The following is an 18,315-nucleotide window of genomic DNA, read 5'->3' on the forward strand; positions in this document are numbered from 1 at the left end:
AGAAAAAAAAGATGAAATGACTAACAGTATGTATGAATTAGCAAGTTCAATGATCGAGATATTAGTTCTACAAGGGATTTTATCTGATTCAACTAATGTAAAATTAGAAAAGAGTAGGCTAGCGGCATTAATTGATGGATTGTCCATTCATGCTCTGTTAAGACCTGACGTCTACTCTCCAGATAAGGTGAAGGAAGTAATCCGTTATCATTTAGAAACACTCTGCAATGAAAGTCAATTGAGTTAGTTGATCATGTATCAATTTTATTCAACGGGTTAGTAGATTTAGTTTTTAGAAGTTTTTCACTTAAAAAGTGCTTAATAATATTTTATATTGTTTAAGCAATTTTATAGGTTTGAAATAAGAGTATTCTTTACCGTTTGGAGGTAAGTAAACATCCATACAAAATGTAATTAAAAGGCGATTAACTATTTGGGTCAATCGCTGTTCAACCGATGTAAGAGGAATCTGAAGCCATCTATAAAGACTTGTTTGAACATCTTAAATCTAGAGGACTTCGAGATGTTTGGCTCGTGGTATCCGATGCTCATCAAAGTCTTCCCAAAGCCATCAAAGAATCGTTTGTTGGTTGCTCCTGGCAACGATGCAGAGTACACTTTATGCGAAATATCTTAGCACATATTCCGATCCTGGGGAAAGAATTCTTCGCTTCACGACTGAAGCAAATTTGGCTCCAACCGGACTATAAAACAACGCTCGCTTATGCTGAAACCTTAATGGATGAATATGAGGGGAAATATCCTGCTGCTATTCAAATCTTAGCATCAGGGTTAGAAGACTCCCTGCAGTTTTATCATTTTAAACAGGTTGATCACCGGAAAATATCCTCCACCAATATGCTGGAACGACTGAATCGTGAAATACATAGAAGGACGAATGTCGTCGGTGTTTTCCCCAATCAGGATTCATACATCCGTCTGGAAACCAACTACTTGATGGAGTACCATGAAGATTGGTCCGCTAGACGATCCTATATCAATCCAAAAATACTGCAAGAAATTCAAGAACAACGCAAAGTGGCATAAACCCTTTTCGGGTGCTGATGGCTTTTGCGAAATTTATTTGACATTAACTGCAGTTCAGAGTGGGATAATAAAAAATTAAATGAAATATATTTAATCACTATTTAAAGGGTTAAATAAATCAGGAGTGAGCGAATGCTCACCCCAACATTTGACTAAAAACCTAAAAGTCCCTCATTACTCTAGATTCTGTCCCGATTGTATTTATTGAAAATCAAATTGAGCATCCTAGCTTTCTCAATATTTCATAAATTATTCTCTATTCAAGCTTTCATTTGTGTTACAATCCTCGATATGTAAAAGATGTCTGACATTTTGTTTGTTGAATAATATAAATTAAACGTGCGTTCCATAGTCTAATTTATATTATTTTGATAGATTTTTGTCCAACTCTGTCGGGTCATCATACTTTATAGAATTGAACGATTCTTTGAACATGACATTGACGCTAATCATAGAGCACTAGGGAGGAATCCTAGCTCCTAATGTTTTTTAATTCACATGGATTACACCAGTGTTTAGCTCCAATTATAATATAATCTTTCCACCATGATAACAATAATAATTTTCAGCTCTAAGATTTTTAATCTTTATTAAAGACCGTTCTGCTTGCTCAACATTTAAACAATAGTTTGGATTAGCTACAACTAATTTATAATTCTCGTTAACAGCTGCATCACCTGTAATTACACTGTTTAACTTTGGAAAATATAATGAAATATGACCTGATGTATGTCCTGGTGTTGCTATTATTCTACAATTATTATATAAAATCATATCACCATCATGTACCTTTTCATCAATTGAAACATGCTTCAAATTCTTTAAATGTTGTATAAACCGTTTACCAAATTCTTTTTCTTCATTTGGCATACTTTTTAGCATTTCTTCAGCTTGAAGTAATCTCTCAGATTTCATTTCACCGCTAATGTACTTTGATTCAGTTTCACTAGCTATAATGTTAACCCACGGATACTTTTCTTTGAAATCATATAAGGAACCGATATGGTCATCATCATAGTGAGTAACGATTATGTTTGTTAAATTTTTCGCATTATAACCAGTTCTTATAATTTCATTTTCAATTAAACCTATAAAATTCGGATATCCTGTATCAACTAAGGTTAATTCATCCTTCAATAAAACTAAGCTAGGATAAATAAAATTTTTTTGTCCATTAAATTCAAATTCGATAGGTAGTTCAATTATCTCCATTTTTCCCTCCAAATTGATTATTTGTTTATACATTTCCATAGTTTCAACTCTAACTTTGACGCATTTGTTTGTATTTTGCAAGCAAAAAGTTTAGAAAAATGCAGTGGAAAGTTTAGAACTTTGCCATCCCCTATTTTTAATTTGATTAACGATTTGATAAAGCGTATTTTACACGATAACTACCACCAGTAAAGCTCAAAATATGTGCATGGTGGATTACTCGATCTACTAAAGCCGCAGTTAAACGCGCATCCACAAATATTTTATTCCACTGACTAAATTCTAAATTTGATGTGATGATGAGACTTTTTCGTTCATACCAATCGGAAATTAATTGAAATAATAATTCAGCTCCATCTTTACTAAATGGCACGTATCCCATCTCATCTAGAATAATCATATCAACCTTTTGAAAGCGATTGCGGAAGGTCTGAAATCGACCTTCGGTCCACGACTTCTCCAATATCTCAATTAAATCTGCTACTCTGTAAAAACGAACTTCATATCCATTTCTACAAGCTTTTCTTCCCAATGCTGTTGCTAAATGGGATTTTCCAGTTCCTGGTGCTCCTGTTAGAATTATATTCTCTTTCCTTTTAATAAAACTAAGAGATTCAAGAGTATCTCTATTAAAATTTTGCGGAAAATGGATTTGATCATCCCATTGATAATCCGTTAGTTCTTTCTTATTCATAAATTTTGCCTTTTTTATTAAACGTTCTGCTTTTGCTATTTCTCTAAGCTCTATTTCTTGGGTTAATACATCTACTAAATATTGCTCTGGATTCTCAAAGCTAATTTTCTCGTATATATCGGCAATATAAGCTAAACGTAAAACTTTACATTTTTCTTTAACCCTATCAGTCATGCTGAACACCTTCATTCACATCTGTTTGACCGGTAGGTCTTAACGAATCATATATATTCCAATCTACATCATAGGGATGTTTTATTGAGTCTCTAGAATGATTATTATAAAGTGACTCTTCGGGTAATAATTCATAAAACCTTAAATCTATTTCTCTCATATCATGATGAATAATCAAGTTTAATAACCAATCTATACGTTCTTTTCTTAGTTTCATCGAATCTATGTTCAAGTAATAAGAAATGCGGCCTGGTAAGTATGAAAAATATCTTGAATATACAACTGAACGTGGTTTTTTTCTCCAATTTTTTAGAATAGCTTGCCATGGGAGTTCTCTTTCTTGATTCATGTATGGTCTATGCCCTTTGGAAAGTAGCTCGCCGTTCAGGGAAACAACTTTGTATGTATTCCAATATAAAATGAGTTGTAACTTACCGTAATGATAACTTTTAGGTACATGGACTAACGTTTCGTCAATTCGCACTTCTCCGTATTTATTCGCAGAAGTCATCGCTTGTTTAAAAACTGGATATTCAGATTCGGGCAATGCCAGTCCATATTTCTTTTCTGCTTTAAATAAATCTGTAATTAAACAGCCTTTTATATAATGAGACCGTTGTTGATCCTCTTTACACTTTTCAAATAAACGATCACGTAAGTGAGCGAAGTCTTTCATGATAGGGGACGGTGTGAAAAAATTATAGCGAATATATCCTACCTTGTTTTCTACATGACCCTTTTCATTTCCCTTCCTAGCGTTGCAAGCTTGTGCTTCAAAACCGTAATGATTTGCGAAATGTAAAAATGTTTCATTAAAGACTGTTTCTCGACCACGTCCTCTTGCTTTTACAACTGCAGCTGAAAGATTATCTAAACGGAGCTTCCTAGGTACAAATCCAGCTTGGTTAAAAAGTACTTTCAGACCTTCTAAAAAACATTCTTGATTTTCAGCTGGTAGTGGTACGACATAACCTGCATTACTGTAAGGAAAACTCATCACCAAAACATGGATATCTTTTGTTTTGCCATCTGCGATGGCTTCTGTAACGCCAAAATCCACTTGTGCTTCAGCTGGTGGATGAGTTAACCTTTCATATTCTTCTCTCAATCCTTCCGAATCTTCTAGTATTTTTTCTTTCCATTCTTCCTTTATAAAATTGCAAATGGTTCGATAAGAACCAGTAAAACCCATCTTTTTTAATCCTTCAAAAATGTTCTTGTTGTTCCGTCTAAGTTTCTTTTTTAGCGAATAATCTTCACTTAACCAATCGATTACAATTTCTCCCCATTTATCTTCATACATCATGCCTTTCCTTACTATATTTTTTTCTTGGGGTATTTGATCTTCATCAGCGTATTTTTTTACCGTTACCCAACTAAAACCAGTCCGTTTAGAAATTTCGTTGATTGACAGTGATTTAATATTCCTTAACTTTTTGATATGATTAATTTCAGGCATTGCTAGCATCCTTTCGTCCTCCCACCATTGATTGATTCGACACCAATAACGGTAGGGTATTTCGAAGGGACTGGCAAGCCTTTTTCTTTGTACAATCTTCTAACATTTTTGTTGCAATACTCTTAACTTTTATTTTGCACTAAACAGCATTTGTTCAATTAATTGTTTAGATTGTCGTTTATCCAACTAACTAATTTTATTTATTTTTTTTGAAGATGACTTTTCCTTCTTTGGCCAAATGGTGTAAGAAAATGACCAAATAAAATCGATAAATAAAATAACACCCCAGACAGCATTTACTTTGTTAATCTTCGGATCCTCATAAAGTTGGAAAAATTTCCCAATTTGATTAAAATTCAAATCTTGCCAACCTGTAAAGTTGTCAATGTTCCAAAAGACAATTTGGGCAATCACAAAAATGACAAGGTGGATATACCAACCTTCTCTTTCTTCCTTTGCATGAGCTCGACCATACTTTTTCTCTACAGCGCTCTCGCTTGTTTGTAAGTCAGGAACTGTTTCCCCTTTCCAACTTGCAACTTTCTTTTTAAAATAGTGGTCTAATCGTTTAAAATCCTTTTTTCCTTCAAAAATAAGATAAATATAGAAAATTGCTGTAATAATCTGAAACGAATCAAGCGTTCCAGTTTGTAAATAATCATAAATGGCCAGAAATGCTAGGAATAATTCGTTCAGAATTAATAATATAATAAAGGCAAAACCGACAGCGTTCTTTCGAAACCAGTACCTCATAATAAAAAAGAGCCCTGCAAACACTAAAAATAGAATTTCTGCGATAATCACAATTAGCCATTTATACTGCATCAAAAAGTCCATCATTTCCATCATCTTATCACCCCTTATTCAAGAAAATAGCCTATTTGTTAAATAATTAGTTTTAATTTTAGTAAACATTAACGTGCACATACATATAAAATCTTTAAACAATTTTACATGGATATTTGGGTAAGTGTCAAATAATCACCACCTGTTTTCAGATGGGGATTTGATTTATGTTTTATTTAGATTTATTAGGAACATGGCAGTCCTGCGAGAGTGTCGGTGACCATGACAGGAATTCCGGATAATACGAAAAGAAAAGCGTTTGAATCGGTTATAAAGCAGGGTATTTTTAGCTTTGACTTAAACGGTGAAGTACAAGAAATTAAAGCAGAAGAAGATATTCCAATAGACATATTAAATGCCTTATGGCAAGATCACAAGCTAAATGCGATGGACAACCCATATGGAACGTGTCATGCTCGTTTGAACGGAAACTGTCCTCATATGGAAGCTCCCCCTTGTTTGACTTGTGGTAGCAATCAAACACCATGTAAGGATTTAGCCGTTGGCTTTTCAGAATTGGATAAGCAAAAATATGAGCTTCACATTAAAACAACTACAAAAGCAATTGAAATAGCTAAACAAAGAGGTCGAGAAGATATAGCTGTGAAAAACGAAAAAAATTTACAACGTTACCAGAACATTTTAAACACCCTTCAAGAAGGAAATATTATCTTTGGTAGACAAGACCGTATGAAAAGAAAGTTAGGTGTTCAAAATGGCTGAATATGACCGTACTGTCCACTTGAAAGCCATTCATGCCAAGCGTAAGGCTAACACCTATCAAAAGGTAGATGAAGCCATCAAAAGGCTTATAAAGGCTAATGAAAAAATAAACTTTAACAGTGTATCGAGTGAAGCTGATGTATCAAAAGCAACACTATATAACAATAAAGACTTTCGTTTGAGGATTGAAACATTACGAGATCAACAATCACAAGTACCAACACCTAAACAATTAAAAAGAGAAATGAGCGAAAGAGGCTGGGACATAACTAGTCTCAAATAAATAAAAGTGGTGTGGTTTACATGTTTTTTGTAGACCACACCACTTTTTCTTGTTTTTAAATGAAAATTGTTGTGCTTCTCCTTGTTAATGGCAGTGAACTTCCTTAAATTCACTGCCATTAACGCAAATCCAATCTCGTTATGAACTTGGGATTTTCCCCGCACACTCATGCGAGTGAGACCCAAATTAGCCTTCAAAAATCCAAAGAATGGCTCTACATCTATTTTACGTTTACCGTAAATTTCACCAGTCTCTTCGTTTGAAAGCTTTTCTCTTATGTATGTTTTATGAGTTTCCCACTTCTTATTATAAAATAGTTTTCGATTATTCCCCTCTTTCGCTTTGGTACATAAGTCACGAAGAGGACAACCATCACAACTAACACTTTCGTACACTTTAAAATTACGTCTAAATCCATAACGGTCTGTTCGATAAGTATCATATTGGTATGGCATCAATTGACCATTAAGGCAGGTGTAGCGATCATTCGTTTTATCATAAGACCAATTCGCTGGATTGAATGGGTCTTCCTTATACTTTTTCTTTTTTTCCTTGCGGTATTGTCCATACGTAATCAAAGGGACACGATGACGATTGTTTATAATATCATCATAATTTTGTTCACTTCCATAACCAGTATCAGCTACGACATATGTTGGTAAGGTGAAATATTTCTCTTCGATTGTATCTAAAAAAGGAATCAAGGTACGTGTATCTGTTGGGTTAGGATATATGTCATAAGCTAGGGCGTATTGTCCTTCTGTTGCCACTTGTAGATTATATCCTGCTTTTAATTGTCCGTTCCTCATATAGTCATCTTTCATGCGCATGAATGTTGCATCATAATCTGTTTTCGAATAACTATTTCGTTCTGCGAATATTTCCATGTCTTTTGCGTATTTCTGCTTCCGGGTTAACCAATCGTTGAATTGTTTACGATGTTTTTTCGGTTCTTTTCGTTCCGAGCGTAGTGCCTTTCGTTTGTCTACATCGGATGCTTCCATTCGCTTCGTATAAGCATCAATTGTTTCATCTAATTTTTCAACGATTGTTTCCAATTCATCTGCGGATAATTCCTCTGGATTTTCTCGTTCAATGGCAGGGACAATCTCCTTTTCCAATAATTCCTCGTATGCACGATTTGATTTTTCTACTAGGTTTGCACTATATCTTTCGGTTGATCTGCGCCAAACGAATGTAAATTTATTGGCATTCGCTTCGACTTTCGTACCATCGATGAAAATGGCTTCCGCATCTATTTCTTTTTCCTCAATTAAAGTACAACGAAATTGAACGAAACATTGGCGTAAAAGCTCTTCCGTATGTTCATTACTGCGAAAACGGTTGATAGATCTGTAGCTTGGCTCGTATCCTTGTGCTAACCACATCATCCGGATGCTATCTTTTACCAGTGCTTCTATTTTGCGTCCAGAAAATACGGACTGTGTATAGGCGCATAAAATAATTTTCATCATCATTTTCGGGTGGTAAGCTGGACAACCTGTTTGTCGTGCGTACTGGCCAAAGGCTTCCTCGGGAATACTTTCCACTAATTCATGTACTGTAAAGGCAATATCATTTTTTGGTAATTTTATTTCTAAATCTAAAGGCAAAATAACTTGATTCATGGTATAATGTTTAAACATAAGAGCACCTCCGTAAATTATTGAGTCGTTACTTTAATTTTACCAGAAGGTGCTCTTTTTGTTTATACTTTTTATTTTTGAGGCTTATTTGGGTTTTGTCCCAGCCTCATCTCTGAAAAGAAAAAATAAGAAGTTGGAAGAGGAAAATAAACAATTAAGGGAACAATTGAAAGTGGCTTACGCAGATGTCTATAAAAAGTTATGAGAGAGAACGTTGTTCTCCATTTACACATAAAAAATATTATTGTTGGGGGGATAGCATGATAAATGAACATAAGCATGAAGCAGTTTTAAATACACTGGGGATTAATAAAAAAACACTTATAGGTTTCGGTATGGAAGCATTCGTTTATAAATACGACGAGCAACGTGTATTAAAAATTTATAATAGTGATATGACTTCAGCTTCAAAACAGCATACACTTAAAAACTTTTATAATGTTCTCGATATTTCAAACGTAAATATAGAACTCCCCCAAATTGAACAAATCATGGAGATTAATGGGACTATAGTTACGATTGAGAAACTAATTAATGGTCGGAATATGAGGGAAGCTATAGAGAATTCTCCAGAAGAGAAAATAGAAAAATTGATGAAAAACCACTTGTTGGCATTGCTAAAAACAAGGGATGTCAATATTCAAGGTGCTTTTAAAGGAATTAAACTTTTTCATGAGGCTGATGTACCAGAAAGTAATGATTGGTATCAGTACTTACATAATCTCTTGCACTATCAACTTTCAAAAGTAGAACCGTACTTACAAGAATATGTTGAGCGATTTAATGAAAAAGTAGATGCTTTATTTCGTGCATTGTCAGGTGATTACACAGGAAAATATACTCTAATTCATGGGGATTTTTGTCCGGAAAATATACTTGTAAATTCAAACTGTGAAGTAACTGGAATTATTGATTTCGGTCTTATGACCATGCAAGGTGATTTCCTTTTTGATGTAGCAACAGGATGGCTTTTCTTCGATATGTACGATCAGTACACATTTGATTTTAAAACAAAATATTTAAACTTAGTAATCAAAACTTTCGGTGAAAAAGTAAAATCGAAAATATTCTTGTATGTGCTTCTTTACAGTATTTATTCTGTCAACTTCTATTCAGATGACTTTAGTGATGGCCATGCGGATTGGTGTATACGAAATTTAAATGATCAAAACCTTTGGAAAGAGGTAGAATTTGATAATTAAAGATGTTTATATTATTAAGGTTCGATTGGTTTCGATGACTTCTTATTAATTGTGAAGTTTAGAAAAAAATTCCTCCACTAACTGTTAGTGGAAGAAGAAAGGACATAACATATTAGTCATATAAAATATGTTATGTCCTTTAACTTATCTACCTTTTTAAAATTTAGGTCTTGATAAAAATTACTACTATACTATTTTTTTGATAAATCAGATGTAGAAATAGCCGAACTACTAGAGATTCCTCGTAGTACGGTTCAGTATAGACGGACAAGCTCTTTTAAAAGGTTAAAGCGATTTTTGGAGGAACATGCAGATGACTGGGATGATTGATGCTAACACAAAAGACAACGAATGTGGCTTATTACCGTATCCAATTATTTTAGCTGCAAATAAGGGTGATCCAGAAGCGATGAATTACGTTATTTTGCATTATGGAAGCTATATGGCAAGTTTGTCTATGCGTAAACTTTATGATGAGCGTGGTAATACGTATTGGGGCATTGATGTAGATACACATGATCGTTTACGTTCGAAGCTTATGCAGGGCATTTTAGCTTTCAAGATTTGATTACATGGTTAAGTTTTCCCTTTCACATATATTGTTCTTTGACAAAGAAAGCACGGAAGATAACGCCGTGCAGTATAGACCGAAAATCAGATACGTTCTACTGATGATGAGCTACTTGATTCATACGCCATGACTTTCGATAGAAACGAGCGATTATCTATGAGTCTAATACAATCGTGGTGGATTGCTGGCGATAACCCATCAGTATAGATAATGATACTCCCCTATCGTCATGGTTCGAGCATTTGAAGCTTCGTAAGCTATGAGTACATGAGTAATGTCGGAAGAAATACTTGCAGGGGGAAATTCCCGTTTTTCCATTCTACCTTAATAAGTTCCATTACATTTAATAAATTTGCTCCTCTTTATTACTAAGCTTCACTAAAAATGGCAATAGAGCAAAGAAAATAAAAATCGTAGAACCTAATAATAAGTTTAGCAGAGAAGAACTAGAAAGATACTGTTTCTTACCGCATTTTGGGCATTCTAGTCCATCATTAGCAAAAGCTATTTTATATGTTTTAAATAAACTCCATCTTTTCCCACAATTTTTGCAGACAGCCATTTAAAAAACCTCCTTTTTAGTTTATTATAAATACGAATGTAAAAAGTTTCAATGAATAAGAGTAAATTATAACTTTAATGGATATACGTCTAAACATACGAATTTGAAAATGATTTTATTAATTACTGGAAATTTTACACATCATTATTTTTTAATTTTAAATTAAGTTGTATTACTGTAGTTATTGCTTCCCCTCTTGTTTTCACTCTTAAAGCTCTATATATTCTTGATAGTCGATACTCTATTGTTCTATTAGATAAAAATAATTTTTCAGCTATTTCTTTATTGCTTGACCCTTCAGAAATAGCTTTTAAAATAACTAATTCTCTTTCAGCTAATCAATAACTCTCTTCATCGATGTTTTTATTCTTTTCTTTGAAAATAGATAAAGGAATATAAGTTGGTCAGTTATTACCTTATGAATTAGTCGAAAAAGAAACCAGTAACATATCAGACTGGTTTCTTTTCATTCTATGAGGACATTTACAAGTAAAACAAAAGATTAATTGAATTCTTTTCTTCTAAAGTGAAGCAAGCCCAGAGTAGTAAAAAGAATAAGTAATACGCTAAATATGATAAGCAATTGTTCAATTGGTGGTCGGAACGCCTCATAAGCTGGTGACATCATCATAGATGGCTGAGCCCATGGATAGAAAAAGCCATATGGAGTCTGACTTACCATTAAGACAGGGATTGTCAACCCAATGTTAACAGTAAGTGGAAGCGCGAAGCTTTTCCAGTTAAAGGCTAACCATAGCTGTAACGAAGCAAGCGGTAGAGAAGCAAGCCAGCCAAATAGACCATAGATGATAAAATCTTTTAATATAAACGTTCCCGAGAGATCAAAGAGGTGACCAATGGCAACATATTGAATAACTAAGGAAATCTGGGTGACTGCCAACAGTAAATATAAAGTAAGTAATTTAGCAAAGTAAAGCTTTACGTGAGAAATAGGAAAGCTTAACACTTGCTTCCATCCTCCATTTAAATGATCAACCCTGCAGATGGTAGAAGCATAAATACCAACAAGAATAGGGAGAAATATCATTCCGTAAAAAATGACAACCTGTGACCATGCGTCAACCCATAAATTAGCGTCTGGTTCGATAAACTCTCTTGCGTTAACAAGTAAATTTCCGACTCCTAGAAAGGTTGCTAAGCTTGGAATGAGAAGAGCAATAATCCAAAGAACCGATCGTTTTGTTTTTAAAAGTTCGACTGAAAAAAGATTGGAGAACATCTATTTTCCCTCCTTATGCAAATTCTTTTTTTCTAAAATGAATAAATCCAAAGAAAAGAAGCAATAAACCTATGATAAAACTCGTGCCAACAATGTCCCACGGTAATCCAACCGATTCTTGGTTAGGCGATGGCAATACTTGGACATAAAATGTCCAAGGTAACCATCTTCCTAATGGTAACTGTCCCCCAAGAATGGTTAGTAGAATTCCAAGGGAACCAATCGTAATCGGTATTGCTTGGTTTTGAAAGGTAAGCGCTAGCCATAACTGCAAAGCAATCAGTGGAACAGCAGTCAAAAATGGAAAAAGGGAAAAGCCTAAAATATGCGTCCAAGGAAAGGTGTCATTTCCAACCATCATACCTAAGATGATAATTCCTATCATTAAAATGAATCCCGAAATAATCGTTAGAACCGTTGACCAAGCAAATTTGTTAACGTATATCTGAAATCGTGAAACAGGCATGGAGAAAATAGACTTCCAGCTGTTCCCTTGATGTTCTACATTTGCAATGATGGATGTGATTAGTGTTACTTCTAGCGGAACGGCTAGAAGTATAAGAAAAAAACTAAAGATCCATATTGGGTCCCACATGGTCATCCCATCCTTAGCGGCTTGTTGAACAATCGTGTCATAGCGTAAAAATATATTCAAACCATTTGCCAGTACAATAATGAATGGTATAATCAACGGAAGAATCCAAAGCCATGTTCGCTTGTATTTTACTATTTCTGAATTTACCACCTTGCTCATCATACAGATTCACCCACCCCTGTTAGTTCGATAAATATATCTTCTAAGGATTGTTTCACTTCTTCCAATCTGTTTACCCGAAAACCTTCGGAAAGCAGAGTATAATTGATTTTCTCTGCAAATACAGGGTCTGCGTCTTCCATGATAACTCTCGTATCGGTAAGTTTAGCATCATATCCTTGTTCTTTCAGAAACGTAAAGGCTTGGTCCGCACGATTGACGCCGATGTGTAATTTAGGTTTACTTTTCTCTTTTAACACATCGATGGAGTCCTGAAAAATTAACTCACCTTTATTAATGATGCCCACTTGATCAGCCATTTGTTCAATTTCACTTAGTAAATGACTTGAAATGATGACCGTCATGTTGTCATGTTTTGGCATCGCCTTAATCAGTTCCCGTATTTCCTGGATCCCTGCTGGATCAAGTCCGTTTGTAGGTTCATCCAATATAAGAAGCTTCGGTTTGTTCAGTAAAGCAGTTGCAATCCCTAGGCGTTGTTTCATTCCCAATGAATAGTTTTTGACTTTTTTATCTGCTGCTTTGTTCAATCGAACGATGTTTAAAACCTCCGTGATGCGACTTTTTGGTGCTCCTAGTAATCGTCGGGCAGCTTCCAAATTTTCATATCCTGTTAAATGACCATAATACGAAGGGGCTTCTACTAACGACCCGACTTGACTCAAAATCTCCATTCGATGTTTTGTTAAATCTTTCCCTAATATTTGCACACTTCCTGTTGTCGGTTTAATCAGACCAAGAAGCATACGAATAGTAGTGCTTTTCCCAGCTCCATTTGGCCCTAAAAATCCATAAATCGATCCTTCTTTTACGTTTAGATTGATATTGTTTACTGCGTATTGCTTCCCGTATTTCCTCGTCAACTGATTTGTTTTAATGATATCCATTACTTTATCCTCCTCATTACATGGAAAACTTATATATGGTCAGAACAATTGCCATTTATCATTTAAAAACGTACCCGTATTAACCAAGCAGATTCCTTTTGGCAGATAACGATTCCCCCCTAAGAAAATGTCTTACTCATAAATAGTTGTCATCCATTCAACAATTCCGAGGTTTTGTTCTTCTCGTAATTGTTCTACATTATGGTGACCGATGATTGTTCCATCCTTTATTGCAATCACTTCATCTAAGATGTTTTCTAAATCTCGGATCTCATGAGTAGTAATAAGAACGAGCTGCTTTTCTAAATCAACAAAGGAAAGCAACCCTTTGACAATGGATTGACGCACCATTGGATCAAGGCCTGAAAGTGGTTCATCCATTAAGATAATAGGGGCATTTCGTGCAAGAGAAAGTACGATTTTTAGCCTTCCTCGATTTCCTTTTGAGAGTTCTTTCAGTTTGATTTCCGGATTAAGCTTCATAAAGGTTAAAATTTCATAGGCCTTTTTAGGGTCAAAATCGGAAAATTGACTAGCATAAAACTCAATGGTCTTTTCCACGTTATAAAACCTGTAGTACTCATCCAGCTCTGATAAATATGAAACAATGGAGGCAGAACGGCGATTTACAGTTTTTTCATTAATAAGCACTTCTCCTTTTGTCGGGTAAGTCAGACCAGCGATTAACTTCAGCATCGTAGATTTTCCACTTCCGTTTTCACCAACCAGTCCGATAATTTTTCCCTCTATTAGCTCTAAGTTCACTTTATCTAATGCTACTTTTTGTCGATATTTTTTTGTTACTTGGTTAAATGAGATCATTGCTCAGGTGCTCCTTTCCCTGCTAAATATGATTCGATTCCTGCTTGAATTTCGTCGTCGGAATACCCTATTTCCCGCATTCCTTGCACAAAGCGAGAGATTGCTTCTTTTTTCATTTGCTCTCTAATCGATTGAAGAACGTGCTCATCATCTGTAACAAACGATCCTTGTCCGCGCTTAGACTCTATGATTTTCAACCCCTCTAATTCTCGATATGTTCGCTGTACCGTATTTGGATTCACGTTTACAGCTATCCCCATATCACGTATAGAAGGAAGCTTTTCTCCAAGCTGTAACTCACCACGTGTGATTTGCCGTTTAATACGTTCAGCTAATTGTAAGTAAATCGGCTCTCCAGAACGAAATAGATCAGACATGCATTACACCTCAACTTTACGGTCAAGAATCCAACTACTGCCAGCAAAAAGTAGGGCAGCCAATACAAGATCCCGTACAAAATGACCAATATAAAAGATGGGTGATAAGTTTTCGATTTCATAATGTTGATATTCGTTTGAAGTGTTTAATTCAAAACCTGAAAGCACACTCCCACTATTAATCACACCCCAATCGGTTAAGAAAGATAAACTATTAATCATATTAAGAAGTGAAGCGGCGACAAGAAAGAAAAAGAATGTTAACAAAAAACTGAGAAAATCATTATAAGTTCTGCTCAATGCCATAAAGATTGTCCAGAAAAACACATAAGCACATCCCAATAACAACGCAGTTAATAGTAGGGCAATGACAGACGAGATAGCGGTAGTTAGCCACTCATTTAAATTAATCGACAGTGCGCTATTTTTATAAGCCTGCCATAGCACGGTAACTGCAGTGATGAGAGTAATGAGCATATAGGCTATACCAGAAATGAGCTTCGCTAATAGGATTGACCCGATTGGCAACGGATTATGAAGCCATAAATGCATTCGTTTACGTTCTACACTCAGGCTGTAAAGCAGGTAATAAGCTAAATAAAAAACATGAAGAGCAACTGCTGCAAACGCTCCGATTGTTAACATTTCCCACATGAGATTAGTTGAAAGGCCAAACATAATACTAATTGTGAAAATTCCAATCAAGGCAATCAGTGAGAATATAAACGCTGGAAGTCCTAGGCAAAATTCTTTTTTCGTTAAATCAAACCAAGCGGTCATTTTAATTCCTCCTGTGGTTTCTTTGTGCTAGTGTTATAGTTAAATAGTACACTAATTCATAGGTACTCGTCAAGAGATTTTAAAAAAGTAAAAGATAATTGTGTGTAAGCCTAAAAATTTCATAAAAATAAATTTATCTCGTTCTAATCGGTGGATTTTTCGCCTTTTTACAAACTTTTTTCAAAAAAATAGTTCTTTTTTTCGGCATTTTAGAAAAAAGTTTGTTGAAGGTTATGAAAGGGGAAATCATCACCCACCTTTGCAGTTGCGAAGGGAGAGGACATGCATGATAGAACCAGATCGTACCGAGTGGCAAGTTCGCTGTGCATTTAACGCCTTTTGTAAACGTGTCTTGAAGAATGAAGCTATTAATATTTATAACGAAAGGCAACAACGTCTAACAAAGGAGATGACATTTTCTGACCTTACACCACAAGAAGAAAATCAACTCTATACCTTAGATAAGCAATATGAAGGAGAAGAAGGGCAAAGTTTTCAAGTGGCTGGAAAGAAAATCACTCCGAAATTACTCGCTGAAGCGTTGCGTACTTTGCCAAAAGAAAAGCGTAAGACAGTCCTACTATACTATTTTTTTGATAAATCAGATGTAGAAATAGCCGAACTACTAGAGATTCCTCGTAGTACGGTTCAGTATAGACGGACAAGCTCTTTTAAAAGGTTAAAGCGATTTTTGGAGGAACATGCAGATGACTGGGATGATTGATGCTAACACAAAAGACAACGAACGTGGTTTATTGCCATACCCAATTATTTTAGCTGCAAATAAGGGTGAGCCAGAAGCAATGAAAGTGGTTATTCTGCATTATGGAAGCTACATGACAAGTTTGTCCATGCGTAAACTTCGTGACGAACAAGGAAACACTTATTGGGGTATTGATGAAGATACACGTGATCGTTTGAGGTCGAAGCTTATGCAATCCATTTTAGCTTTCAAGATTTGAATGGATAATGGTTAGGTTTTCCCTTTTATTAATCATATATTTGTTCTTTGACAAAGAAAGCACGGAAGATAACGCCGTGCAGTATAAACAAAAAATCAGATACGTTCTACTGATGATGAGCCACTTGATTCATACGCCATGACTTTTTTAGAAACGAGCGATAATCTATGAGTCTAATGCAATCGTGGTGGATTGCTGGCGATAACCCATCAGTATAGATAATGATACTCCCCTACCGTCATGGTTCGAGCGTTTGAAGCGTCGCAAGCTATGAGTAGGGCTGGAAGAAATACTTGCAGGGGTGAAATTCCCGTGGAGCTGTACCAACAGTCGTCTGATTTTCAAAAAGAAATGAACTAAAGTACCTTTGTTTTTAGTATGTATTCCTCTATTAAGAAAAGGGAGGTATATGTTTATGAAGGAACTGATTACAAAAGATGATTTAATTGAGCTTGGGTATCCTAAATATACTTCGATACGAATTATTAGACAAGCGAAACAAATCATGGTACAAAAAGGGTATCCATTTTATAATAATAAACGCTTAGGGCGTGTACCAAAAATGACAGTCGAATCGATTCTAGGTTGTGAACTAGAATTGGAGGAAGGCAGTCGTGGCAAAAACTAAATATGTGGGAGTTTATATCGATGATAAAGGGCAATATTTTTATGAAACGGAGTTAGGAACAGATCGAATTACTGGGAAACGTCTTCGGAAAAAGGGGCGTACGAATCAGCAAGGAAGAAAGTTCACTTCTGCGTTACAGGCCTATAAAGAATTGGTACGGGTAAAAAATGAATACCATAAAGCAAACGGGTACGGGAACTATCATATGACATATGGCCAATTCATGGATACTGTATATATTCCTGCATATGAAACAGAGGTGGAAGAAAGTACTTTTTATGTTCGTAAACGAACGTTAGAAAGTATGAGAGATCGTTTCTATAACATAGAACTTCGCTCTCTAACTGTAGAAGATGTTCAACGGTATCGAACTTGGCTACTTTCAGACAAAGGAGCTGGATATTCCCAAGCATATGCTAGTTTAGTATTTGGTATGTTTCGTAAAAGTTTAGATATGGCAGTGGATATGCAATATCTAGAAATGAATGTATCTAAAAAGGTGAAAGCTATTCCAAAGGGAAAGGCAGTTGTTCCTTATTGGACTAAGAAAGAATTTGAAAAGGTTATATCAGTTATTTGTCTAGATGATTTTTATGAACATTTATGTTTTGTGATGTTATGGGTTTATTTTATGACTGGGCTTCGTGTCAATGAAGGTACAGCATTATGGTGGGAAGATGTAGACTTTAAAAACAAGCGACTTCGTGTTCATCATTCCCTATATTTACGAAACAAGAGCAATTGGCAAAGGAAAAATTATACAAAGACAGAGGATGGAAAGCGAATCATCTCTTTAGATAATGATACGATAGAGATTTTAAAAGTATGGAAAGAACGACAAGCCAAAATAGGAATTGACGATTTCATTTTTAGTTATGATGGAACACCAATGATAAAATCAACAATTGGCAGAATTATTCAACGTTATGCAAAACTTGCAAATGTTCATCGTATTCAAGCTAAAGGGCTCCGACATTCACATGCATCCTATCTTATTAATGAATTTAACGTTTCTGTTTTAATTTTGTCAAAGCGTATGGGACATTCCAGTCCAGAAATTACCTTAAAGCATTATTCACATATGTGGTCAGGTGTAGATGAACTCATTGCGGAAGAGATGACAGGTAACATTAATATACGAACAGCGGAAAAATCAGGTATATCATTTAATGGTAACCAAGCAGTAAAAAAATAAGTTCCGCCAGAATCCCCGCCAAAATAAGTTGAAGGTGTGATAAATGTTGATGTAACGATGTTTTGACGTCACCTGCAAACTTGGAGTGGGAATAATAAGCTAACTTGATTTGGTGAGAGAATGCCTATTTAACAGCATTTAATTTAATCAAAAATGAATAAAAAGGTATAAAAAGATATAGTTCCCTACCAAAAACCCTACCAGCTAAATTTTTTGGTAGGGATTTTTTA

The 18,315-nt window shown here is 35.1% G+C and carries 19 protein-coding genes and 6 pseudogenes; 12 read left to right on the forward strand and 13 right to left on the reverse strand.

All coding sequences use genetic code 11. The features are described from left to right. Both WKT09_RS04465 and WKT09_RS04470 read left to right on the forward strand, forming a co-directional pair. Nucleotides 1-247, forward strand: a 247-nt coding sequence (locus WKT09_RS04465) for a TetR family transcriptional regulator C-terminal domain-containing protein (protein ID WP_340414898.1), incomplete at its 5' end; no start/stop codon positions are given. A 194-nt stretch (nucleotides 248-441) separates the two neighbouring features. Then, a pseudogene (locus WKT09_RS04470) lies at nucleotides 442-1,047 on the forward strand (IS256 family transposase); the annotation flags it as partial. 525 nt (nucleotides 1,048-1,572) lie between these two features. Here WKT09_RS04470 and WKT09_RS04475 read toward each other — a convergent pair. From WKT09_RS04475 to WKT09_RS04490, 4 genes are all read right to left on the reverse strand, one after another. After that, on the reverse strand, nucleotides 1,573-2,259 hold the full coding sequence (locus WKT09_RS04475; protein WP_340414899.1) for an MBL fold metallo-hydrolase: 687 nt from the start codon (nucleotides 2,257-2,259) through the stop codon (nucleotides 1,573-1,575). A gap of 145 nt (nucleotides 2,260-2,404) precedes the next feature. Continuing rightward, nucleotides 2,405-3,127 (reverse strand): IS21-like element helper ATPase IstB, encoded by a 723-nt coding sequence (istB, locus tag WKT09_RS04480; protein ID WP_340414900.1) that lies wholly within the window; start codon nucleotides 3,125-3,127, stop codon nucleotides 2,405-2,407. Beyond that, a complete protein-coding gene (istA, locus tag WKT09_RS04485; protein ID WP_340414901.1) occupies nucleotides 3,120-4,595 on the reverse strand; it encodes an IS21 family transposase in 1,476 nt (491 codons plus the stop codon). The genes istB and istA overlap by 8 nt, the downstream gene beginning before the upstream one ends. Before the next feature lie 177 nt (nucleotides 4,596-4,772). Further along, complete coding sequence (locus tag WKT09_RS04490; RefSeq protein ID WP_340414902.1) at nucleotides 4,773-5,435, reverse strand: hypothetical protein; 663 nt, start codon at nucleotides 5,433-5,435, stop codon at nucleotides 4,773-4,775. Between the two features lie 234 nt (nucleotides 5,436-5,669). On the opposite strand from WKT09_RS04490, the pseudogene WKT09_RS04495 reads away from it, so the two are divergent. Continuing rightward, a pseudogene (locus WKT09_RS04495) lies at nucleotides 5,670-6,155 on the forward strand (tyrosine-type recombinase/integrase); the annotation flags it as partial. Continuing rightward, a pseudogene (locus WKT09_RS04500) lies at nucleotides 6,148-6,435 on the forward strand (DUF6262 family protein); the annotation flags it as partial. The pseudogenes WKT09_RS04495 and WKT09_RS04500, both read left to right, overlap by 8 nt. On the opposite strand, the gene WKT09_RS04505 reads toward WKT09_RS04500, so the two are convergent. After that, on the reverse strand, nucleotides 6,357-8,084 hold the full coding sequence (locus tag WKT09_RS04505; RefSeq protein ID WP_340414903.1) for an IS1182 family transposase: 1,728 nt from the start codon (nucleotides 8,082-8,084) through the stop codon (nucleotides 6,357-6,359). The pseudogene WKT09_RS04500 and the gene WKT09_RS04505 sit on opposite strands and share 79 nt — an antisense overlap. Before the next feature lie 106 nt (nucleotides 8,085-8,190). Here WKT09_RS04505 and WKT09_RS04510 point away from each other — a divergent pair. From WKT09_RS04510 to WKT09_RS04525, 4 genes and pseudogenes are all read left to right on the forward strand, one after another. Beyond that, a pseudogene (locus WKT09_RS04510) lies at nucleotides 8,191-8,289 on the forward strand (DUF6262 family protein); the annotation flags it as partial. 55 nt (nucleotides 8,290-8,344) lie between these two features. Further along, nucleotides 8,345-9,286 (forward strand): aminoglycoside phosphotransferase family protein, encoded by a 942-nt coding sequence (locus WKT09_RS04515; RefSeq protein WP_340414904.1) that lies wholly within the window; start codon nucleotides 8,345-8,347, stop codon nucleotides 9,284-9,286. Between the two features lie 192 nt (nucleotides 9,287-9,478). Further along, nucleotides 9,479-9,616: pseudogene (locus WKT09_RS04520) on the forward strand (RNA polymerase subunit sigma); the annotation flags it as partial. Next, on the forward strand, nucleotides 9,600-9,854 hold the full coding sequence (locus WKT09_RS04525) for a helix-turn-helix domain-containing protein (RefSeq protein ID WP_017795849.1): 255 nt from the start codon (nucleotides 9,600-9,602) through the stop codon (nucleotides 9,852-9,854). The pseudogene WKT09_RS04520 and the gene WKT09_RS04525, both read left to right, overlap by 17 nt. Before the next feature lie 346 nt (nucleotides 9,855-10,200). On the opposite strand, the gene WKT09_RS04530 is transcribed toward WKT09_RS04525, so the two are convergent. From WKT09_RS04530 to WKT09_RS04560, 8 genes and pseudogenes are all read right to left on the reverse strand, one after another. After that, entirely contained in the window at nucleotides 10,201-10,419 is a 219-nt protein-coding gene (locus tag WKT09_RS04530) for a hypothetical protein (RefSeq protein WP_340414905.1), read from the reverse strand. Between the two features lie 134 nt (nucleotides 10,420-10,553). Next, nucleotides 10,554-10,745 (reverse strand): annotated as a pseudogene (locus tag WKT09_RS13780) (response regulator transcription factor); the annotation flags it as partial. A 176-nt stretch (nucleotides 10,746-10,921) separates the two neighbouring features. Further along, nucleotides 10,922-11,659: an ABC transporter permease gene (locus WKT09_RS04535; protein WP_340414906.1), complete on the reverse strand. Its 738-nt coding sequence runs from the start codon at nucleotides 11,657-11,659 to the stop codon at nucleotides 10,922-10,924. A 13-nt stretch (nucleotides 11,660-11,672) separates the two neighbouring features. Next, on the reverse strand, nucleotides 11,673-12,413 hold the full coding sequence (locus tag WKT09_RS04540; protein ID WP_340414907.1) for an ABC transporter permease: 741 nt from the start codon (nucleotides 12,411-12,413) through the stop codon (nucleotides 11,673-11,675). Further along, a complete protein-coding gene (locus WKT09_RS04545; RefSeq protein ID WP_340414908.1) occupies nucleotides 12,413-13,321 on the reverse strand; it encodes an ABC transporter ATP-binding protein in 909 nt (302 codons plus the stop codon). Before WKT09_RS04545 ends, WKT09_RS04540 begins: the two co-directional genes overlap by 1 nt. Before the next feature lie 132 nt (nucleotides 13,322-13,453). Further along, the gene (locus WKT09_RS04550; protein ID WP_340414909.1) at nucleotides 13,454-14,143 is read right to left on the reverse strand and encodes an ABC transporter ATP-binding protein; all 690 of its coding nucleotides are present in this window, start codon (nucleotides 14,141-14,143) and stop codon (nucleotides 13,454-13,456) included. Next, complete coding sequence (locus WKT09_RS04555) at nucleotides 14,140-14,520, reverse strand: GntR family transcriptional regulator (RefSeq protein WP_340414910.1); 381 nt, start codon at nucleotides 14,518-14,520, stop codon at nucleotides 14,140-14,142. The genes WKT09_RS04550 and WKT09_RS04555 overlap by 4 nt, the downstream gene beginning before the upstream one ends. A gap of 3 nt (nucleotides 14,521-14,523) precedes the next feature. After that, entirely contained in the window at nucleotides 14,524-15,300 is a 777-nt protein-coding gene (locus tag WKT09_RS04560; protein WP_340414911.1) for a hypothetical protein, read from the reverse strand. Between the two features lie 286 nt (nucleotides 15,301-15,586). Here WKT09_RS04560 and WKT09_RS04565 point away from each other — a divergent pair, with 286 nt between their 5' ends. The 4 genes from WKT09_RS04565 to WKT09_RS04580 all read left to right on the forward strand — a co-directional run bounded on the left by WKT09_RS04565 (nucleotide 15,587) and on the right by WKT09_RS04580 (nucleotide 18,085). Next, on the forward strand, nucleotides 15,587-16,024 hold the full coding sequence (locus tag WKT09_RS04565; RefSeq protein ID WP_340414912.1) for an RNA polymerase sigma factor: 438 nt from the start codon (nucleotides 15,587-15,589) through the stop codon (nucleotides 16,022-16,024). Continuing rightward, nucleotides 16,008-16,262: a helix-turn-helix domain-containing protein gene (locus WKT09_RS04570; protein WP_340414913.1), complete on the forward strand. Its 255-nt coding sequence runs from the start codon at nucleotides 16,008-16,010 to the stop codon at nucleotides 16,260-16,262. Before WKT09_RS04565 ends, WKT09_RS04570 begins: the two co-directional genes overlap by 17 nt. A gap of 415 nt (nucleotides 16,263-16,677) precedes the next feature. Further along, nucleotides 16,678-16,890, forward strand: coding sequence for a DUF3173 domain-containing protein (locus WKT09_RS04575; protein ID WP_340414914.1), 213 nt, complete (start codon nucleotides 16,678-16,680; stop codon nucleotides 16,888-16,890). Next, nucleotides 16,877-18,085 (forward strand): tyrosine-type recombinase/integrase, encoded by a 1,209-nt coding sequence (locus WKT09_RS04580; RefSeq protein WP_340414915.1) that lies wholly within the window; start codon nucleotides 16,877-16,879, stop codon nucleotides 18,083-18,085. Before WKT09_RS04575 ends, WKT09_RS04580 begins: the two co-directional genes overlap by 14 nt. Nucleotides 18,086-18,315: the final 230 nt, after the last annotated feature.

Source organism: Pseudogracilibacillus sp. ICA-222130, from assembly GCF_037892545.1.
Taxonomy (GTDB): domain Bacteria; phylum Bacillota; class Bacilli; order Bacillales; family Amphibacillaceae; genus Pseudogracilibacillus.

Excerpts from the sequence above, each read along its gene's own strand:
- WKT09_RS04475 (WP_340414899.1), bottom strand. The coding sequence starts at position 2,259 with ATGGAGATAATTGAACTACCTATCGAATTTGAATTTAATGGACAAAAA.
- istB (WP_340414900.1), bottom strand. The coding sequence starts at position 3,127 with ATGACTGATAGGGTTAAAGAAAAATGTAAAGTTTTACGTTTAGCTTAT.
- istA (WP_340414901.1), bottom strand. The coding sequence starts at position 4,595 with ATGCTAGCAATGCCTGAAATTAATCATATCAAAAAGTTAAGGAATATT.
- WKT09_RS04490 (WP_340414902.1), bottom strand. The coding sequence starts at position 5,435 with ATGATGGAAATGATGGACTTTTTGATGCAGTATAAATGGCTAATTGTG.
- WKT09_RS04505 (WP_340414903.1), bottom strand. The coding sequence starts at position 8,084 with ATGTTTAAACATTATACCATGAATCAAGTTATTTTGCCTTTAGATTTA.
- WKT09_RS04515 (WP_340414904.1), top strand. The coding sequence starts at position 8,345 with ATGATAAATGAACATAAGCATGAAGCAGTTTTAAATACACTGGGGATT.
- WKT09_RS04525 (WP_017795849.1), top strand. The coding sequence starts at position 9,600 with ATGACTGGGATGATTGATGCTAACACAAAAGACAACGAATGTGGCTTA.
- WKT09_RS04530 (WP_340414905.1), bottom strand. The coding sequence starts at position 10,419 with ATGGCTGTCTGCAAAAATTGTGGGAAAAGATGGAGTTTATTTAAAACA.
- WKT09_RS04535 (WP_340414906.1), bottom strand. The coding sequence starts at position 11,659 with ATGTTCTCCAATCTTTTTTCAGTCGAACTTTTAAAAACAAAACGATCG.
- WKT09_RS04540 (WP_340414907.1), bottom strand. The coding sequence starts at position 12,413 with ATGAGCAAGGTGGTAAATTCAGAAATAGTAAAATACAAGCGAACATGG.
- WKT09_RS04545 (WP_340414908.1), bottom strand. The coding sequence starts at position 13,321 with ATGGATATCATTAAAACAAATCAGTTGACGAGGAAATACGGGAAGCAA.
- WKT09_RS04550 (WP_340414909.1), bottom strand. The coding sequence starts at position 14,143 with ATGATCTCATTTAACCAAGTAACAAAAAAATATCGACAAAAAGTAGCA.
- WKT09_RS04555 (WP_340414910.1), bottom strand. The coding sequence starts at position 14,520 with ATGTCTGATCTATTTCGTTCTGGAGAGCCGATTTACTTACAATTAGCT.
- WKT09_RS04560 (WP_340414911.1), bottom strand. The coding sequence starts at position 15,300 with ATGACCGCTTGGTTTGATTTAACGAAAAAAGAATTTTGCCTAGGACTT.
- WKT09_RS04565 (WP_340414912.1), top strand. The coding sequence starts at position 15,587 with ATGATAGAACCAGATCGTACCGAGTGGCAAGTTCGCTGTGCATTTAAC.
- WKT09_RS04570 (WP_340414913.1), top strand. The coding sequence starts at position 16,008 with ATGACTGGGATGATTGATGCTAACACAAAAGACAACGAACGTGGTTTA.
- WKT09_RS04575 (WP_340414914.1), top strand. The coding sequence starts at position 16,678 with ATGAAGGAACTGATTACAAAAGATGATTTAATTGAGCTTGGGTATCCT.